This is a genomic window from Arthrobacter sp. CG_A4, from assembly GCF_035985125.1.
In the GTDB taxonomy this organism is placed as follows: domain Bacteria; phylum Actinomycetota; class Actinomycetes; order Actinomycetales; family Micrococcaceae; genus Arthrobacter.
Map to the genome: position 1 here is coordinate 1 of NZ_JAXCID010000060.1, position 15,735 is coordinate 15,735.

At 64.7% G+C, this 15,735-nt stretch carries 15 protein-coding genes; 7 read left to right on the forward strand and 8 right to left on the reverse strand.

Annotated features, from left to right (window positions below):
• Positions 1-249: 249 nt before the first annotated feature.
• Both RCH07_RS17850 and RCH07_RS17855 read left to right on the forward strand, forming a co-directional pair.
• Positions 250-444 (forward strand): type II toxin-antitoxin system RelE/ParE family toxin, encoded by a 195-nt coding sequence (locus RCH07_RS17850; protein ID WP_326968833.1) that lies wholly within the window; start codon positions 250-252, stop codon positions 442-444.
• Positions 444-749 carry a helix-turn-helix domain-containing protein gene (locus RCH07_RS17855; RefSeq protein WP_326968834.1) on the forward strand — a complete coding sequence of 102 codons (306 nt, stop codon included), beginning with the start codon at positions 444-446 and terminating at the stop codon, positions 747-749. The genes RCH07_RS17850 and RCH07_RS17855 overlap by 1 nt, the downstream gene beginning before the upstream one ends.
• Before the next feature lie 747 nt (positions 750-1,496).
• On the opposite strand, the gene RCH07_RS17860 is transcribed toward RCH07_RS17855, so the two are convergent.
• Genes RCH07_RS17860 through RCH07_RS17870 form a run of 3 tightly spaced genes read right to left on the reverse strand, consistent with a single transcriptional unit; the run spans position 1,497 to position 3,535 of the window.
• Positions 1,497-2,264: an SCO1664 family protein gene (locus RCH07_RS17860; RefSeq protein WP_326968835.1), complete on the reverse strand. Its 768-nt coding sequence runs from the start codon at positions 2,262-2,264 to the stop codon at positions 1,497-1,499.
• On the reverse strand, positions 2,264-2,818 hold the full coding sequence (locus tag RCH07_RS17865; protein ID WP_326968836.1) for a DUF3090 domain-containing protein: 555 nt from the start codon (positions 2,816-2,818) through the stop codon (positions 2,264-2,266). Before RCH07_RS17865 ends, RCH07_RS17860 begins: the two co-directional genes overlap by 1 nt.
• Before the next feature lie 24 nt (positions 2,819-2,842).
• Positions 2,843-3,535, reverse strand: a complete 693-nt coding sequence (locus tag RCH07_RS17870; RefSeq protein ID WP_326968837.1) for an MSMEG_4193 family putative phosphomutase — start codon at positions 3,533-3,535, stop codon at positions 2,843-2,845.
• A 293-nt stretch (positions 3,536-3,828) separates the two neighbouring features.
• Here RCH07_RS17870 and RCH07_RS17875 point away from each other — a divergent pair, with 293 nt between their 5' ends.
• The 5 genes from RCH07_RS17875 (at position 3,829) to RCH07_RS17895 (ending at position 9,511) form a co-directional block, all read left to right on the forward strand.
• Complete coding sequence (locus RCH07_RS17875) at positions 3,829-4,200, forward strand: hypothetical protein (protein ID WP_326968838.1); 372 nt, start codon at positions 3,829-3,831, stop codon at positions 4,198-4,200.
• A gap of 258 nt (positions 4,201-4,458) precedes the next feature.
• A complete protein-coding gene (locus tag RCH07_RS17880) occupies positions 4,459-4,695 on the forward strand; it encodes a hypothetical protein (protein ID WP_326968839.1) in 237 nt (78 codons plus the stop codon).
• Entirely contained in the window at positions 4,685-4,990 is a 306-nt protein-coding gene (locus RCH07_RS17885; protein WP_326968840.1) for a type II toxin-antitoxin system PemK/MazF family toxin, read from the forward strand. Before RCH07_RS17880 ends, RCH07_RS17885 begins: the two co-directional genes overlap by 11 nt.
• A 650-nt stretch (positions 4,991-5,640) precedes the next feature.
• Positions 5,641-8,553 carry a putative bifunctional diguanylate cyclase/phosphodiesterase gene (locus RCH07_RS17890; RefSeq protein ID WP_326968841.1) on the forward strand — a complete coding sequence of 971 codons (2,913 nt, stop codon included), beginning with the start codon at positions 5,641-5,643 and terminating at the stop codon, positions 8,551-8,553.
• A 178-nt stretch (positions 8,554-8,731) separates the two neighbouring features.
• A complete protein-coding gene (locus RCH07_RS17895; protein ID WP_326968842.1) occupies positions 8,732-9,511 on the forward strand; it encodes a type 1 glutamine amidotransferase domain-containing protein in 780 nt (259 codons plus the stop codon).
• Positions 9,512-9,718: 207 nt separating this feature from the next.
• Here the strand turns inward: RCH07_RS17895 and RCH07_RS17900 are convergent, their stop codons facing one another.
• From RCH07_RS17900 to RCH07_RS17920, 5 genes are all read right to left on the reverse strand, one after another.
• Positions 9,719-10,246 (reverse strand): DUF427 domain-containing protein, encoded by a 528-nt coding sequence (locus tag RCH07_RS17900; RefSeq protein ID WP_326968843.1) that lies wholly within the window; start codon positions 10,244-10,246, stop codon positions 9,719-9,721.
• A 117-nt stretch (positions 10,247-10,363) separates the two neighbouring features.
• Positions 10,364-12,076: an ABC1 kinase family protein gene (locus tag RCH07_RS17905; RefSeq protein ID WP_326968844.1), complete on the reverse strand. Its 1,713-nt coding sequence runs from the start codon at positions 12,074-12,076 to the stop codon at positions 10,364-10,366.
• Positions 12,077-12,081: 5 nt separating this feature from the next.
• Positions 12,082-12,624, reverse strand: a complete 543-nt coding sequence (locus RCH07_RS17910; protein WP_326968847.1) for a PadR family transcriptional regulator — start codon at positions 12,622-12,624, stop codon at positions 12,082-12,084.
• 358 nt (positions 12,625-12,982) lie between these two features.
• Positions 12,983-13,771, reverse strand: a complete 789-nt coding sequence (locus RCH07_RS17915) for a GNAT family N-acetyltransferase (protein ID WP_326968845.1) — start codon at positions 13,769-13,771, stop codon at positions 12,983-12,985.
• Positions 13,772-14,222: 451 nt separating this feature from the next.
• Positions 14,223-15,551 carry an MFS transporter gene (locus RCH07_RS17920; protein ID WP_326968846.1) on the reverse strand — a complete coding sequence of 443 codons (1,329 nt, stop codon included), beginning with the start codon at positions 15,549-15,551 and terminating at the stop codon, positions 14,223-14,225.
• Positions 15,552-15,735 lie beyond the last annotated feature (184 nt).

Consider the following 15,735-nt stretch of genomic DNA (forward strand, 5'->3'; position numbering starts at 1 on the left):
CGCCGCCGACGACACTAAATCAAGACCCCGCGGCAAAAAACCCTTCTCGTCACGCCCAAAGACGCCCACACCGCCAAACACTGCGACGCATAACAACGTGAGGCTAGTGGAGCCGTAGCTGTTAGGTCTTGACCAAGACTCGTATCCCTATGAGCAGATTGTTGCTGCATCAGAGCTTCTCGCCGAGCGCAGACCTCGACTTGGTCGTCCATCGGTCGACACACAGCGGTTCGTTCACGGCATACGAACATGAAGGAGTTGCGGCCGGGATCGACCGGGCGGTCGGAACTGCGAATCCTGTTTGCCTTTGATTCGGAGCGGCGGGCGATCCTGCTTGTCGCGGGGGACAAGGCGGGCAACTGGAGCAAGTGGTACAGGACGAATATTCCGGTTGCTGATGACTTGTTCGATGATCATCTGAGGATTCTGAAAGGAGGAGCATAGTGGCGAAGTCCATGGAGGAACTACTGGCCAAGCGTCCGGTTGACCGTGCAGCTGTAAATGCCCTCAAGAAGCGCATGGTCGACGAGGTCCGGGCCTACCGGCTTCGGGAGCTCCGCAAGGCCTCTGAGCTGACGCAGGTCGAGCTGGCCGGGCGCCTGCATGTCAGCCAGAACAGGGTGTCCCGCATCGAGCACGGTGACATTGATCGTGCCCAGGTCGATACCTTGCGAAAATACGTCGAGGCGCTCGGTGGCCGGCTTCGTGTTGAGGTTGAGCTCGGCGACGAACGAATCCGAATCGCCTGACGAAGCGACTCAGAGCGATCCGCGACGGCAGCCGTCCTGCCCGTACATCGAGGTCCAAAAGGTGGGAAAAAGGGGGTGTGCACAAAGTGCACACCCTGGGCTTCGGATCGGGTAGTACCGGTTCCGGACTGTGCCGGAATGGCTAAGTTTTCGGGGGAGTGGCGGAAATGCAAGGGCCAGAACCCGGTTCGAGTCCCACCTCGTTCACAGTGTTTCCGCAGCTCAGGGGCTTTTCGGTGTTTTTTCATGTGGACAGTGTGCACACTCTCGCCTCTGACCTGATGTTCCGGGTGTGTGGGTCCCTGATAGACCTATTTGGTTGTGTGGGGGAGCGGCTCGCTACTGCAGACCGGGTACCGCCCTGCGGCGTCCCTTATGGGTGTTCATCATCGTGCGTCCTTCCGTAGGGTTTTCGCGTTCACTACTTCATGGTGGCTAGGGCCGCTTAGAACATGATTTGCTGAACAATCTTTAGATATACCTTGGGTTGCGGCCGGTCCGGAAATTCCGCTCTGATACCTGTTCATGCAGGTTCATGCACGAATGGACGGAGGAACGGCATGACATGGCCGCTGATCCGGAGTTGATCACGAGTTCGCTGAGCCTGGCCAGTCGGTAGGCGGGCCGGCTTCGAGGGCGAGTCGTAGGAACTGGTGGGCTTTGCTGCCAGGGCCTTCCCACCAGATAGCCCGCCGCCGCAGCCATCATTTTCCCGTCACGAGGAGTCCGGTCGTAGCCGTAATCCCCTTAGAACAGAGGCCAGGGCACCGCCGACATCTCTCCGCTCGGAGCCGGAAACCGCCCTGCCGAGCGCAACCGGGCGCAGCGCGCGGCGAGCGATGCGATTTCTTCGGTGCTGAGCAGGTCCGCCAGGTTTCGGCCCAGCCCACCGTGCAGCCCTTCGCTGACATGATCGATGCCGTCGCGTTCCTCGGCGGTCAGAGCGTCTCCCAGCCATCCCCACAGCACCGTGCGCAGCTTGTGGTCACGGTGAAAGGTGAGCCCGTGGTCCACGCCGTGCCGGTGTCCGTCCATCATGGCAAGAATGTGGTCGCCTTTGCGGTCGGCGTTGTTGACGATTATGTCGAACACCGCCATGCGTCTGAGTGCTGGCGAGTCTTCGTGAACGAGGGTGACCATCCGTCCGTTCTCATCGCGTCCCTCGAGAACGTTTTTCCAGCCCGTCTCGGGCACGTGGTCCGTCGCGACCAGGTTCACGGCGCTTTGGGCGGGGTCTTGGTCCTGCCAGAGCTGCACCATGCCTTCACCCATCGGACCATCGCGCAGCCAGGTGCGCGGCACGAGGTCCCAGCCGAAGACCTGTGAGACCAGGTAGGCGGCCACCTCCCGGTGAGCCAGGGTGCCGTGGGGAAAATCCCACAGCGGACTTTCGCCTGCTATCGGCTTATAGATGACCACCACGTCGCCGATGCTGCCCAGAAATGTAGCGTTTGAAGCTGTCGTGATGCGGCCGGTGAGCGTCAGCTCGGCGGTCACTAGGTCCGGCGCTGGCATCAGACCTCGGGAAGGGTGCAGATGTGCCCGTCGGCGTCTATGGGGTAACCGCAGAGCGAGCACATCGGACGCCCGGCGCCCACGATCTCACGGGTGCGCTTGGCGAATGCGCGGGCGGTGCCGACCGGCATTCGCACCAGCAGCATTTCGGGTTCGTTAGCGCCGTTCTCATCAAGGGATGCGTCGTTCTCATCAGCATCGACATCGGTGATGGGGTAGGCCTCTATTACGACCTGGGCCGTGGTTGGGTCCCAACCTAAGCTCATGGCGCCGGTGCGAAACTGCTCCTGGACGGCCTCGAGCTGGTCATTGTCGACAAGTTCAATGGGAGTACTCGTGGGAACGCTGAAGGGGTTGCCCTCGACGGTGATGAGCTGGTTGAGAATTTCGTCGATCTTCTCCGCGAGCAGAGCCGACTGCTGCTTCTCCAGGGCAATACTCACGATCTGCGTCCCTGCGCGCACCTGCAGGTAGAACGTGCGCGCCCCCGGAAGGCCAATGGTGCCAACGACGACCCGGTCAGGCCAGGCAAACTCATGAACACGTGTAGGCATGTCAGTATTTTAGTCACATGAGGTTCATGGCGCCTTTTGCCCTGCACCGCCGCCCACCGGCGCATCGCCAGAGTGGATGCCGTTCGACAGCCACGACAGATCACCCGCGTCGGTGTTGGTCGCGTGGACGCTCGGCCGACTAGCGCCGTAGCGCACGATCGATACGGAGGCGGGGCCCACGTTAATGCGCTGGAATAGGTCAAGGTGCATGCCGAGCGCGTCGGCGAGGATTGACTTGATGATGTCACCGTGGCTCACCGCCACCCACACGGCCCCTGGCCCGTACTCGGCTTCGAAGGCTGCATCGTGGCGTCGAATCGCTGCCACCGACCGAGCGTGCATCGCGGCCATGGATTCACCGCCGGGAAAGACGACGGCGGACGGTTGCGACTGCACAACCGGCCACAGATCCTCGGTCGCGAGATCACTGAGCGTGCGGCCCTGCCACTGGCCGTAATCGCACTCGGTGAGATCGAGATCGACCTGCGCGTACGGCGTGCCAGCCTGGCGATCGAGGATGAGCTGGGCGGTCTGCTGACAACGCTCAAGAGGGCTCGACACCACCCCGACTACGGGCACAGCCCCGAGCCGGTCTCCGGTTAGAGCCGCCTGATCGCGCCCGATCTGGTCCAGGCTGACGCCGACGGCCCGACCGGCCAGCAGTCCAGTGGCATTGGCTGTGGTGCGGCCGTGCCGCACGAGAATAACTGTCGCCATCCACCCAGCCTAACCACCCGCGCGATGGCGGTGTGAACCGCACCGGGTCGCGCGTCGAACAGGCAGATAACGCACTGGCGAAACCCTTCAAGCACGCCGACGCGCTAAAAGCTGGGAATCCATGAATTGGAGGGGAAATGCCCGGCCGGATTCTTAACGCTCTTTTGGCCGGAAACCGGCCACCAACTCGGCAGGATTTCTTGGCTGAGACGGCCTGCAGATAGTCGATCACACACAGCAATCGAGATGCTCAGATTCTTGACCGCGCCCCTGCCGTCGGAGAGGTTTGGTGCATGGCAACTCGATATGTTCGAGGCATCGCCGCTGCGGCAGCCGCAATGGCGGTGATGAGTGGATGTGCGGCGCCGGCAGCACCGACAATCGATGCCTCGACAAGTCCGGCAACCACCCCCGTCTCAAGTGTCCCTTTCGCCCTCTTCACTCATTGCGGCATCTATGAGGCACGGGTGCAGGACACCTTCTTCCTCGCCGACCAGCCGCTGAACGACGGCCACGGAAATCCGCCTGCTGGCCGGGGCAACCCCTACCAATCGGGCACGATCACCGTGACGGGCTCACAGGCCGTCTTCCACGACGACAGCGGCCACACCTTAACCTTCCACGACCGCCTTGGTGCCACAAGCTTTCTTCAAACTTGCTCATGAGGCGTAGCTCGAGCGAAATTCTGAGTACAAGCCCACCCGCTCACGAAACGCGCGGGGATCGGTGGGCCATGCCAAGTAGCGCTGCGAAAAACGAGCCAGATGAGTCTGCGATTCACAGAGTTAAGAGCCGACAGAAAAAATGCGTCCCGTAGAGGGTTCCCCTTGCGGGGCGGGGTCGCTAGCGCAGACCGTCGCGTAATGCCCCACAGGCCCCCGAGGCCTTGCATTAGATCGGTCTACCAGGAGTAGACTCAGGTCATGGCTGTTACCACCACCGTGAAAGTGCGAAGCAGCACTCGCGACCTCATCCTCAAGATCGGTGCCGCCCGGCATGAGAGCGCCGACCAGGTTATCGTCGCCGCTCTGGCCGCGATGAGCCGCGACGAACGCCGTCGGATCGCTGCAGCAGAGGCGCGTGCCATCAAGGACGATCCGGCTGACCTGGCCGAAGTTCGGGCGATCCAGCAGGAAATCGCCGCGCTGCATGAGGGGTAAGGTCTACCGTCTCCCCGGGCGAGGCAAGGGCCACGAGCAGAAGGGTCGGCGGTACGCAGTCGTGTTGCAGCCAGACTGGCTCACGCTCAGTACCTGGATCGTCGCGTTCACGAGCACCAGCGCACGAGAGACCAGCTTCCGGCCGCCAGTGCGCATCGCCGATCGACAGACACTGGTGATGTGCGACCAACTCGCGACCGTTGACCTCGTCCGCCTCACAGAACCCGTCGGCTTCCTGACCATCGACGAGATGCAGCGAGTCGACGAGGCCCTCGCATTAGTCCTCGATCTGTAGCCCAACAGGACCGGCCACTCCCCGAAGTCGGAGATCACAAGGCACTGCTCCGATTGCCCATCCCCTATCGGACGGCCGAACCCCGGCACTGGAGGGAAGCCTTTGCGCATCGGTGGGCTAAGCCCATGGATTTGGGGGACGCGGCGCAGCCGCAGGCAGTTCAGTCGCACAGGGTGGTCCTGGATGCGTATGCGTTCATCAAGGGCTGGCTCATCGCCACATCGCCACATCGCCACATCGCCACATCGATTTGGGTGGGCGTGCTATTGCTCCTGGTGGCGGCAGGTTATGGCGTGCCTGCCGGACGGGACGGTACCGAAGCCAGCCACATGTGGGGCTCTTTGGGCATGGTGATTTTCTATGGCTTCGGTGTTTCCCTGGTGTTCGCGGCGCCAATGGCTTGGGTATTGGCCTATCTTTTGCGCTCGGTCCGGAATCAATGGGCCGCTGCGGGCCCATATTTTTTGGTCTCGGTTGCTGGGGCCGGCGGTCCTTCTCTCATTTGGGCTGCTGCGCCGTGGGTAGCTGTTCATGGACGGAAGTGTCCGGAACGATATGACCCGGCTGACGTCGGGGCCCAAGGCGCTCCCGGCATGTATTCTTCTAACGTCGGTCGGCACGTCAGCCCCCTTCGGAAACAGGGGAAAGACATGCAGCAGGTCGGGCGTATCGGAGCGGCCCTGGTCGGCGCGGCAGGGCTTGCCGTCCTGTACGGGTGGTACACCGGAGGCGCGCTGCTGGCGAGCGGGCTCCTCTCGATGAAGCCCACGGCGGCGCTGGCCTTTGTTCTCCTCTCGATTGCGCTGATCGCGTTCGACCATCGGCGTCTCACCGCGGTCCTCGGTGCGGCTGTGTTCGTCATCGGCGGCCTGTCATTTTTAGAGAACATGCTGGGAACGTCGCTGGCCATCGATACCCTGCTGCCGGGAATCGAGCTGAGCGGCAGCTCTGCCCGGATGGCGCCGTCCACGGCCTTCTCGCTGTTTGTGCTGGGCGGCTCCGTCCTTTCCAGCCGGCTTGCCCGGAGCACGCTGACGCTCGCCCTCGCCGCCCTCGGCATCAGTCATGTCGCGATTCTCGGGTACGTCTATGGCGTTTCCTCGCTGTACACCGTGAGCGGGTACACCAGCATGGCCCTGCCTACGGCCCTCGGGATCGCGGTGTTGTCGGCGGCGACACTGCTCCAGCACCCTTCCCTTGGTTTGGCCGGACTGTCGAGGGACGATGGCAGCGCAGGAAAGCTGCTTCGTCCGGCGATACCGTTCTTCATCGGTGGTCCGTTCGCCCTCGGCTGGCTGTGTCTGACGGCGCAGCGCATGGGCTGGTTCGACACTCCTTTCGCCGTCGCAATGCTCGTCTTGAGCATGACCGTCCTCGGCTGCGCGTTGACCTGGCTCGCGGCCCTGAGGCTCCGCGAACTCGACCGGCAACGTGAGGGCGCGCTGACGACGCTGGCCGAGACAAACCACACGCTCGAGACCACGGTCGCGGCCCGGACCCAGGAGCTGGCCGCGACAGCGGACGCTCTCCAGGCGCTCGTGCGGCTTGCACCGGTAGGAATCGTACAGCTCGACGCCGGGGGAGGGCTGCTCACCGCCAACGACCAGTGGCTCAGCATGAGCGGACTGACCCTGGACGAGTCCCTGGGCAGCGGCTGGTCCGCCGCGCTGCACCCCGACGACGTCGACCGGGTGCTGACCGAGTGGGGACAGTGCGTCTCCACCGTCACCGCATATTCGAGCACGGTGCGTTTTCGCACTCCGGACGGGCAGGTCAACTCGGTGCAGGTCACCACCGCGCCGATTCGCGATAAGGGAACCGTGACCGGACATCTGGCCAGCGTCACGGACGTGACTGCCCTGCGTGCGGCGGAGGAGTCGGCGACCGCTGCCCGGGCGCGGTTCGAGGCGGCCTTCGCCTGGTCACCGCTCGGGACGGCCATCGTGTCGCTCGACGGCCGGGTGCTGGAAGCCAACCGGCGCCTCTTTGCTCTGACCGGCCGGTCGTCCGGGGTGCTGGACCAGTCCATCGAGGCGGTGTTCATGCCGCTTGAAACCGTCGGCCCGCATGACCTGCCGGCCGGGCCACTGGAGAGCTCCCGGCAGCGTGTGGATCGACGGATGCGCCGCAGCGACTCCGAGGAGACCTGGGTGAAGGTCAGCGTCGCTGAAATCCACGAAGGCGAACACGTGGGGGGTCTCCTGTACCAGCTGGAGGACATCACGGCCCGCCGGCTGGCCGAGGCACGCGTGGAGCACCTGGCTTTTCACGATCCGCTCACGAACCTGCCCAACCGGCTGCTGCTGCTGGACCGGCTTGCCCAGGCGCTCCTCCAGGCGGCACGCCACGGCAGCGGAGTCGCCGTGTTGTTCATTGACCTGGATCGGTTCAAGGTCGTCAATGACAGCCTCGGGCACCACTCCGGCGACGCGGTCCTGACCGAAGTCGCCGCGAGGCTGCGCCACGGTACTCGGGCGTCGGACACGGTGGCCCGCATCGGCGGAGACGAATTCGTCGTCGTCTGCCCCGATGTCGACAGCAGCCAGGACGTCGCGCAGCTCGCGGATGCGCTCCAGAAGTCCATCGCCCTGCCGATCCTGATCGGCGGGCACATCGCATCCGTCGACGCCAGCATCGGCATCTCCTTCGGCGTCGGCCACGACGACCCTGAATCGCTCCTGCGCAACGCGGACCAGGCAATGTACCTGGCGAAGGACCGCGGCCGCGCGCGCTATGAAGTTTTCGACGACGACCTGCGCGGCCGGATCGACCGAAAGCTGGATACCGAGATCGCCTTGCGCAGTGCGGTCGACCTGGGCCAGATCGAGACCTGGTACCAGCCGATCGTTGATCTGCGGGAGCGAACGGTCGTGGCCACCGAAGCGCTGGCTCGCTGGCGTCGACCCGAGCGCGGTCTCGTGCTGCCGGGTGACTTCATTGCGATCGCCGAAGAGGCGGGCCTGATCAAGCAGATCGGGAGTACGGTACTGGGCCAGGCCTGCCGGGCCGCCGCCGCGCTTGACGGCGGCATGGCCGTCAGCGTCAACGTATCTCCGCGGCAGTTCGCGCGGGACGACTTCGGCGCGGTGGTCAGGGGAGCACTCAGCAGCTCCGGGTTGCCTCCGAACCAACTTTGGCTGGAGCTCACCGAGAGTGCGGTGATCGAAGCGATCGGCTCCGCGGCCAAAACGTTCCAGGAGCTCCGCGACATCGGCGTGCGCCTGGCCATCGACGACTTCGGCACAGGTTACTCGTCCTTTACCCACCTTCGGGCCTTCGACATCGACCTGCTGAAGGTGGACATGACGTTCGTGCGCGACATCGAAACGTCCGCACACGATCGGGCGATTGTGGAAGGCGTCATCCGGTTGGCGGACTCGTTGAAGCTGGACGTTGTGGCCGAGGGCATCGAAACGACCGGGCAGCTGGACCTTCTGCTGAAGATGGGTTGCCGCTTCGGGCAGGGCTACCTCTTCTCAAGGCCGTCTCCCGACGCGGCACCGGCCTTGCCTTTCGGGGATTTCCTGGCACCTTCAGCCCCCCGTTTGGGGCTCGCGCCATAGACAAGGTCTTTGGCAAGCGGACGAGCAGACGCCGTCCGTGCCGTTGCCGCCGGCACCAGGCATCACCCGCTCCAGTAACGAGGAGCACCTCCGTACTACCACCTGCTTAGACGGGGAAGCAGAATCTGAATTAAGCTGGGCTCGTCGTAGGGTGGAAGTTAGACGAAAGGAGCACTTCATGAAGAAAATTCTCATGGTACTGACCAGCGTTTCGGAGATCGGCGATACGGGAGAGAAGACCGGCTACAACGTGGCCGAGGCTGCACATCCCTGGAAGGTCTTCAAGGATTCCGGGCATTTCGTCGACTTCGCGTCGATCCGGGGCGGCCAGCCCCCGCGCGACGAGGTGGACGCAGAAGATCCCATCCAGGTTGCCTTCACGGAGGACGAGACTACACGCGCCGGTCTCTACAACACTGCCCGCGTCGACGTGGTTGATCCCGAACAGTACGACGCCGTCTATCTCGTGGGCGGCCACGGCACCATGTGGGACTTCCCGGACAGCGAAGGCTTGCAGAACCTCGTCGCCAGCGTCTACAACGCCGGCGGCCTGGTGGGCGCGGTCTGCCACGGGCCGGCCGGCCTGTTGAACGTGGAATTGGAGAACGGGCTTCGCCTGGTCGAGGGCCGGAAGGTGGCCGCCTTCACCAACGACGAGGAGGTTGCCGCAGGGAAGGACAAGGTCATCCCGTTCTTCTTGGCAGACCGACTTGTGGAACAGGGCGCCACCCACGTCTCCGCTGATGTCTTCGAGGAGAAGGTGGTGGTTGACGATCGACTGGTGACCGGCCAGAACCCGGCCTCAGCCGCCGGCGTGGCCAAGGAGATGGAGAAGCTCTTCGCAGCGGTGATCCATCAGGAAAAAGCCGAGGAACAGCACGAGACGGAGGCTCTGCGCGCCGAGAAGGACGCCGAGAAGGACGCCAAGAAGGCTGCTGCGGCAGACACCGAGCACTAACGCCCGCAGGGCACTGAAACTGGCGGCCGCCCCCGACGACGGGGCGGTCGCCAGCCGGCGTGGCTGGGAGCCGTGGTCGAGGTGCTTCCAGGTCGATCCCATGTCGCCGTGAGTTCGTGGCCGTCGCGTCCCGGGATGTGGTCTGCACGACGGGCTAGGCCCCCGGGGTCGCTTTGACCGGGTCTTACCGGCGCAGCAGCGGGGTGCTCACCACCCGGCCGTGCCCGGGCCACCTTTGAACGGACCAACGATCTGCCTGGTGATCCAACCGCCGTAGAAGTCACCCTTCTGGAAGGTCACCTGCTCGCCGTCGACCTCGCAGGAGTCCATGCGAGCCGGGTAGAGGGCCACCCGGGTACTGAGGGCCTCGAAACCGCGGGTGGGTTCCGGGTAGGTCCACCCGGCACGGGCAACGACGACTCCGCCGGCAACAACGTCAAAGTAGTGAGCTTCCCCCTTGAACTCGCAGAAGCTGGTGCCCTCGACCGGGACGAGTACACCGGCAGGGAATGAGGCCAATGGCAAGTAGTAGACAGGCGGATGGCTCGTCTCCAGGACGCGCACTGCATCGGTGGTGTCGGCAATGACCTGCCCGCCAACTCGCACGATGACCCGTTCGGATCGCGGCTCGACCCGTGGCGGCCGCGGGTAGTCCCAGACCGATTCCTGACCGGCTTTGGGTTGGATGGGCTGGGGACGACGGAAGAAACCGGAAAAACCGTGCGCAGGAGTCATGTCCCCATGCTGCCATCTTCCGCCGGCACCAGACCACCAGCCGGCAGCTGTGTCCGCGAAATGGCCGTCGCCGCCCGGGCGCTGGACTTACAGCCGGGTCTCGGCACGCTACGTCACTCAGAGGCCGCGGCGCCCCGCCCACAGCCCGTGCAGCAGCGGAACCACCGACACGATCATCAGCACACTGCCGAGCACCGTGTCGTCCGCCCGGACCACGGAACCTGCGATCAGCAGGGCGCCGAATATCAGGGCCGATGCCGATCGCTGCGCCGTGCGGTCAAGCCGGGCCACCTGCCGTTCGAGGCGCGGATTGGCCACGGACAGTGAACCGTCCTCGATTCGGGTGACAAGCCCATCCAGTCGTTTCGGCAGACGCAGGGCGACCCCGGCGGCGTCGAGCGCTTGTTGAGCGACGTCCTGCACGATGTTGCCGCGCTCGTCGCGCAGCAGCTGCGCTGCATAGGGTTCCACCGAGTCCCACAGATTGAATCGTGGGTCCAGCGAGCTGCACACACCCGACGTCAGTGACATCGCGCGGATGATGAGCAGGAAGTTCTCCGGCACCTGGAACGGCAACGAGCGAACCAGGTCGCCGAACTCCACCGCAAAATCAAGGAATTCCCGCGGGTCCACCTCGCGAAGCTCGGCGAAGCCCATCCCGCCAAACCGGCCGAAGAGGTGCGTCATCGCCCGCTCGAGCTCAGCCGTGTCGGCCGACGGCACCAGCACACCCACGTCACTGATCGCTGTCACCAAGCCCCTGCCGTCACGCGAGGCGGCCGCGATGAGCAGCTTCCGCAGGCCGCTGCGAGTACTCGGCGGAACCTCGCCCATCATGCCGAAGTCGATGAACGTCAGCGTCCACGGGCGCTCCGCGGATGAATCGGTATTCGGGGTGACAAAGATATTGCCGGGGTGCGGATCGGCGTGGAAAAAGCCGTTCGAGAACATCTGGTCGAACATGACCGACGCGAAAACCGGGGCGACCTGCGCCGGATCGATGCCCGCCGCAAGAAGCCCCTCCAAGTCCGTAATCTTGATCGCCGTGACGTCTTCGAGAGTGAGTACGCGGCGGGTGCTCCGCTCCCAAACGACCCCTGGCACACTCACCCTGTGGTCGTCGGCGAAATCAGCGGCGAAGCGCTCTAAATTCGCCGCCTCCTGGAGGTAGTCGATCTCCTCGAGACTGGTCTGCGCGAACTCCTCGACCAGGGCGGGCATGTCTGCACGATCGGACACAAGACGCACGTGGCTGAGCCAGCCGCCAACTTTGCGCAGCGCGGCCAGATCGACGTCGACAATCGCGTCGATGCCCGGTCGCTGCACCTTCAACACCACGTTATCCAGACCGGTATCGGCGGCGTCGGAGCGAAGGAGCCGGGCCCGGTGCGCCTGCCCCAAGGAGGCGGCGGCGACTGGTGTCTCCTCGACCGAGGCGAACACCCGGTCCAGCGGCGCACCCAGCTCCGCCTCGGCAAGGGCACGGATTGCGGGGAACGGGACGGGGGGCGCCTCGTCCTGCAGCCCTTCCAGTTCAGCAGTGATCTCCGGCGGGAGCACATCGAGCCTGGACGACAGGAACTGACCAACCTTGATCATTAGACCGCCAAGATCCACAGCGAGCACACGGAAGCGCTGCGCGAAGCGCCGCATCCTCTTGGTCCGGGTGCGTTCGGCAATCCTGGCCAGCCCGATGCGAGGCAGGAACAGCTCAAACCACCACGTCACCGCGAGATGCCACGCGGCGAAGCGCAGAATGCGACGGTAACGGGCCCGGGTGTTCCCGGCGCCGGGTACCGGATCTGCCCGGCCCCGACGAACCGACGTCACCCCCGTCAGTCCTGGGCGAGGATCGAGTACAGCCGGCGACGTGCCTCGTCGAGCACCGTCACTGCCTCCTGCACCTGCTTCGGCGAGCCGGTGCGACCCACCTGGGACGCGGCCTGCGCGAGCTCGACGCCAGCCTTGGGCAGCGCCGCGAACCCTGCGTGTGAGGCCGGACCCGTTGATTCCCATGGCGCTGACGCGTCGGCGCCCGCCACATCTTCCCGGCCTGCTTCGGTCAGCGAGTATATCTTGCGGCCGTTGGATTCCTCGGCACTGATGAACCCCTCATCGGCCAGCAGCTGCAGCGTGGGGTAGACGGAGCCGGCACTAGGCTTCCAGCTGCCACCGCTGCGCTCCTCGATTTCGCGGATGATCTGGTAGCCGTGCATCGGCCGTTCCGCGAGCAGGGCCAGTATCGCCGAACGCACTTCGCCCCGGCCCGCACGGGTGCCCGAGCGCTTCTCAAACCTTGAACGCAGCTCCTCCACGGCCTGCCACATGCCGTCGATGTTGTTGCCGCCAAATCCGCCCGTCGGGTATGAATTACGCATCATGCTCTCCTAAATGAGTCGCGAACGATATATAACGATAATCAACGATATGCCCCGACTCTGACAAAAAGCAATGCTGCCAGAAGCCGGCGGAACGGCATACTCCAACTGAGGTTCCCCCCGGTGTGGCCGCCCGCGAGGAGTTCGTGCCCCAGCGGGAGGATCCGCACCTGCGGCACCCCGTCCGATGAATCCGGGCAATCGATATGCCGTCGTTCCCGCCCAGCGTGGTAGCACCTGGTTGAGCGGAGGAGTTGGCTGACGATCCATCCTCCGGTCTGCTGTTCTTCGGCAGCGTCACTGTCATGCCGCGTGCACTGTGCTGCGGTGTCCCGGGGACGCTGGGGGGCCGGAAATATCAGTAGGCGGAAAGGCTGATGAAGTACTCCTGCTGGACCGGACGGCGGCCCAGCTTCTGCGCCGTGCGCAGCGAGGGCATGTTTCCCGCGTGAATGTGGCCCCAGACGGTGTCCGCCCCCGAGTTTTGACCGGCCAGGAACGCAGATTGCATCGCCGGAGCCAGGCCCCGGCCACGCCAACGATCCGTCAGGAACAAGTCCAACATACAGACCGCGCGCCGGCCAAAGAGCGGTGACATTGTGGCTGCCGCCAGTCCCGCAAAGCCACGGTCGTCCCGCAGTGACATCAACAAGCCCTGGTCCGCGGCTTCTTGGAGTCCCTCCTGACCGGACTCTGAAACAAACGAGGCAAGCTCCGGGGCGTCCGACCGCCACGCTTGATGTCCGAGCTGGTAATCGGCGTACACGTCAGTCGCCGCTACCGGCCAGGAGATCCTCAGAGTCCCGGTCAGATCCCGCTCGTCAGCTCTGACCGCCACCTCCACGGACCCGGCCATAACTGTTGCCCAGTTTTCCGTGGAAGGGAGCTGGAGGCCCGGCTGCTCCCAGAACGTGAAGCCCCGCACTCTGACGCCGCGATAAGCCTCGGCCACCTGTGCGGCGAGTGCCGCCACAGCCGCAGCGGAGTTTACCCGGGCAGTTGTTTTGACCGCCACGAACGGGAAGGCCGGGTCGAGGTTGAGGTACCTCAGGTCTGAAATGACGGTCCGATCGACGTTGGGAACAGCGATGATCGCCTCGCTCGCGGCCGGGCGGATCGGCACCAGGATCCCCGAGAAGGCACTCAAGCGTGGTTTTGGAATCCTGGTTCTGATTGTCGCCGCCTATGTCGCCGTTCAGGCACTCCTCTCCTGAGAGTGGGTTGGGGGCCCGGACATGACCGGGTCAGCGTGCTCGCCGCACAGCCCGCCCGCGTTTTGTAGCCGCATTTCTTCCCTGTCACCGAACGGCGCATTTGTTTGCCACCCTGCCCGCGCGGACTATGGCGGAATCAGCCAATGCCCACCACATTGGCAGGCTCGGCGTCAGCGGCGCCGGCATTCTTCAGCTGATTGAAAGCGCCAGGCTCAGAGATTGGCGTTGACGACGCCCCAAACTCCAAGGGGGAGATGCGGGCCTTGAGCGGTGGCTTTGGTGGGTTGCCCGGGTCGTCAACAAGGTTGCAGCGACTGCCCCGGGATGCCACGGCCATCCGCGCTCCTACCTCAGTCCTGGGAGCTGCGGGATGGCCATGACCTGTCAGAGCGGCGCGGACTGCGTAGGGTTTAGTGTTTTCCCCTGCGAGACGGCGGGTTGGTGATCCCATCCGCGCATCCGGACGGCAACGAGGATCCCCGACAGTGCGGTGAGGACGGCGACGACGGCGACGGCCGCCGGGATGCCGTAGGCGTCTGCGATGACCCCGGAGAGTAAGGCGCCGACGGCGAATCCGCCGTCGCGCCACAGCCGGTAGATCCCGACGGATCGTGCCCGCCACGCCGGGTGGGCGACATCGCCGATGGCTGCAAGCAGGGTGGGGTAGACCATGGCGGTGCCGGCTCCGAGGAGGACAGCGGCGGCGAGCCAGGTCCCGAAGTCCTGGCCGGCTGCGGTCATTCCCAGGGCGGCGGCCTGGACCAGCATGCCGCCGGCGATCAGCCATTTCCGGCCGTATCTGTCCGACAGTGCGCCCGTGGCCAGTTGGCCGGCGCCCCAGACCGCGGGGTAGACAGCGGCGAGGATGCCGATCTTTTCGATGGTCAGTCCGGCGGCGGCGAACAGGACGGGGAAGAGACCCCAGGCGAGGCCGTCGTTGAGGTTATTGACCAGTCCGGCCTGGCTGACAGAGGAGAGGGACCTGTCCCGGAAGCTGGTGAGGGTGAAGATCTCCCGGTTGCTCAGTTCACCGTGGGCCCCGGCGTGGGCCGGCGTGTGGTTGGCGGCCTCTAACCTGGCATGGCCCCGGGTTTCCTGCACGGCGACGACGGAGAGGCCGAGTCCCAGTGCGATGTAGGCGGCGCCGAGCAGGAAGGGCCCGGGGCGCAGGCCGTAGTTGGCGGCGATGTAGCCGGTGGCCAGGGCGGTACCGGCGACGCCGAGGTAGCCGGCAGCCTCATTCAAGCCCATGGCCAGGCCGCGCCGGGACGGGCCGACGAGGTCCATCTTCATCATCACGGTAGTGGACCAGGTCAGGCCCTGGCTGATGCCCAGGATCACGTTGGCCGCGACGATCCAGCCCCAACTCGGCCCGAAGATCAGCATTAGCGGGACGGGCAGCGCGATGATCCAGCCGGCGATCAACACGGGTTTGCGGCCGTAGCGGTCCGAAAGGGTGCCGGCGAAGTAGTTGGTGCCGGCCTTGGCGAGGCCGAAGGCCAGGATGTAGGTCAGGGCGGACGTGTAGAGGTCAAGGTGGAAGACCTGCCCGGCGAGGAGCGGGAGTACGGTGCGTTCCTGGCCGAGGGTGCCGCCGACGAGGGCGTTAACGGCCACGAGCAGGAGGAACTGGGCCGGGTTCTGCCGCAGGCCCAGCTTGATGGCAGTCCGGATGCTGCGTTCCTGCGGTGGCGAGGTGTTTCCGGATGTCATTGCTGCGCTCCAGGTGTTGTGGGCACGGTGGTGGCGGCGGTCCGGTCTGCCCGGGCCGCCGCCAGTGGTGTCAATCGGTCACTTCAGGGGCTGCCTGGATCAGTTGCTGGTAACGGTCTGCCGTGTTTCCTGCTGGGCTGCCCAGGCGGCGTAGCTGCCGTCGAGTTCGACGACGTCGTAGCCG

What these genes read in the sequence shown, in the direction of transcription:
- RCH07_RS17850 (WP_326968833.1), top strand. Translation starts at nt 250, where the DNA reads ATGAAGGAGTTGCGGCCGGGATCGACCGGGCGGTCGGAACTGCGAATC.
- RCH07_RS17860 (WP_326968835.1), bottom strand. Translation starts at nt 2,264, where the DNA reads ATGCCAGCGCCGGACCTAGTGACCGCCGAGCTGACGCTCACCGGCCGC.
- RCH07_RS17865 (WP_326968836.1), bottom strand. Translation starts at nt 2,818, where the DNA reads ATGCCTACACGTGTTCATGAGTTTGCCTGGCCTGACCGGGTCGTCGTT.
- RCH07_RS17870 (WP_326968837.1), bottom strand. Translation starts at nt 3,535, where the DNA reads ATGGCGACAGTTATTCTCGTGCGGCACGGCCGCACCACAGCCAATGCC.
- RCH07_RS17875 (WP_326968838.1), top strand. Translation starts at nt 3,829, where the DNA reads ATGGCAACTCGATATGTTCGAGGCATCGCCGCTGCGGCAGCCGCAATG.
- RCH07_RS17880 (WP_326968839.1), top strand. Translation starts at nt 4,459, where the DNA reads ATGGCTGTTACCACCACCGTGAAAGTGCGAAGCAGCACTCGCGACCTC.
- RCH07_RS17885 (WP_326968840.1), top strand. Translation starts at nt 4,685, where the DNA reads ATGAGGGGTAAGGTCTACCGTCTCCCCGGGCGAGGCAAGGGCCACGAG.
- RCH07_RS17890 (WP_326968841.1), top strand. Translation starts at nt 5,641, where the DNA reads ATGCAGCAGGTCGGGCGTATCGGAGCGGCCCTGGTCGGCGCGGCAGGG.
- RCH07_RS17895 (WP_326968842.1), top strand. Translation starts at nt 8,732, where the DNA reads ATGAAGAAAATTCTCATGGTACTGACCAGCGTTTCGGAGATCGGCGAT.
- RCH07_RS17900 (WP_326968843.1), bottom strand. Translation starts at nt 10,246, where the DNA reads ATGACTCCTGCGCACGGTTTTTCCGGTTTCTTCCGTCGTCCCCAGCCC.
- RCH07_RS17910 (WP_326968847.1), bottom strand. Translation starts at nt 12,624, where the DNA reads ATGCGTAATTCATACCCGACGGGCGGATTTGGCGGCAACAACATCGAC.
- RCH07_RS17920 (WP_326968846.1), bottom strand. Translation starts at nt 15,551, where the DNA reads ATGACATCCGGAAACACCTCGCCACCGCAGGAACGCAGCATCCGGACT.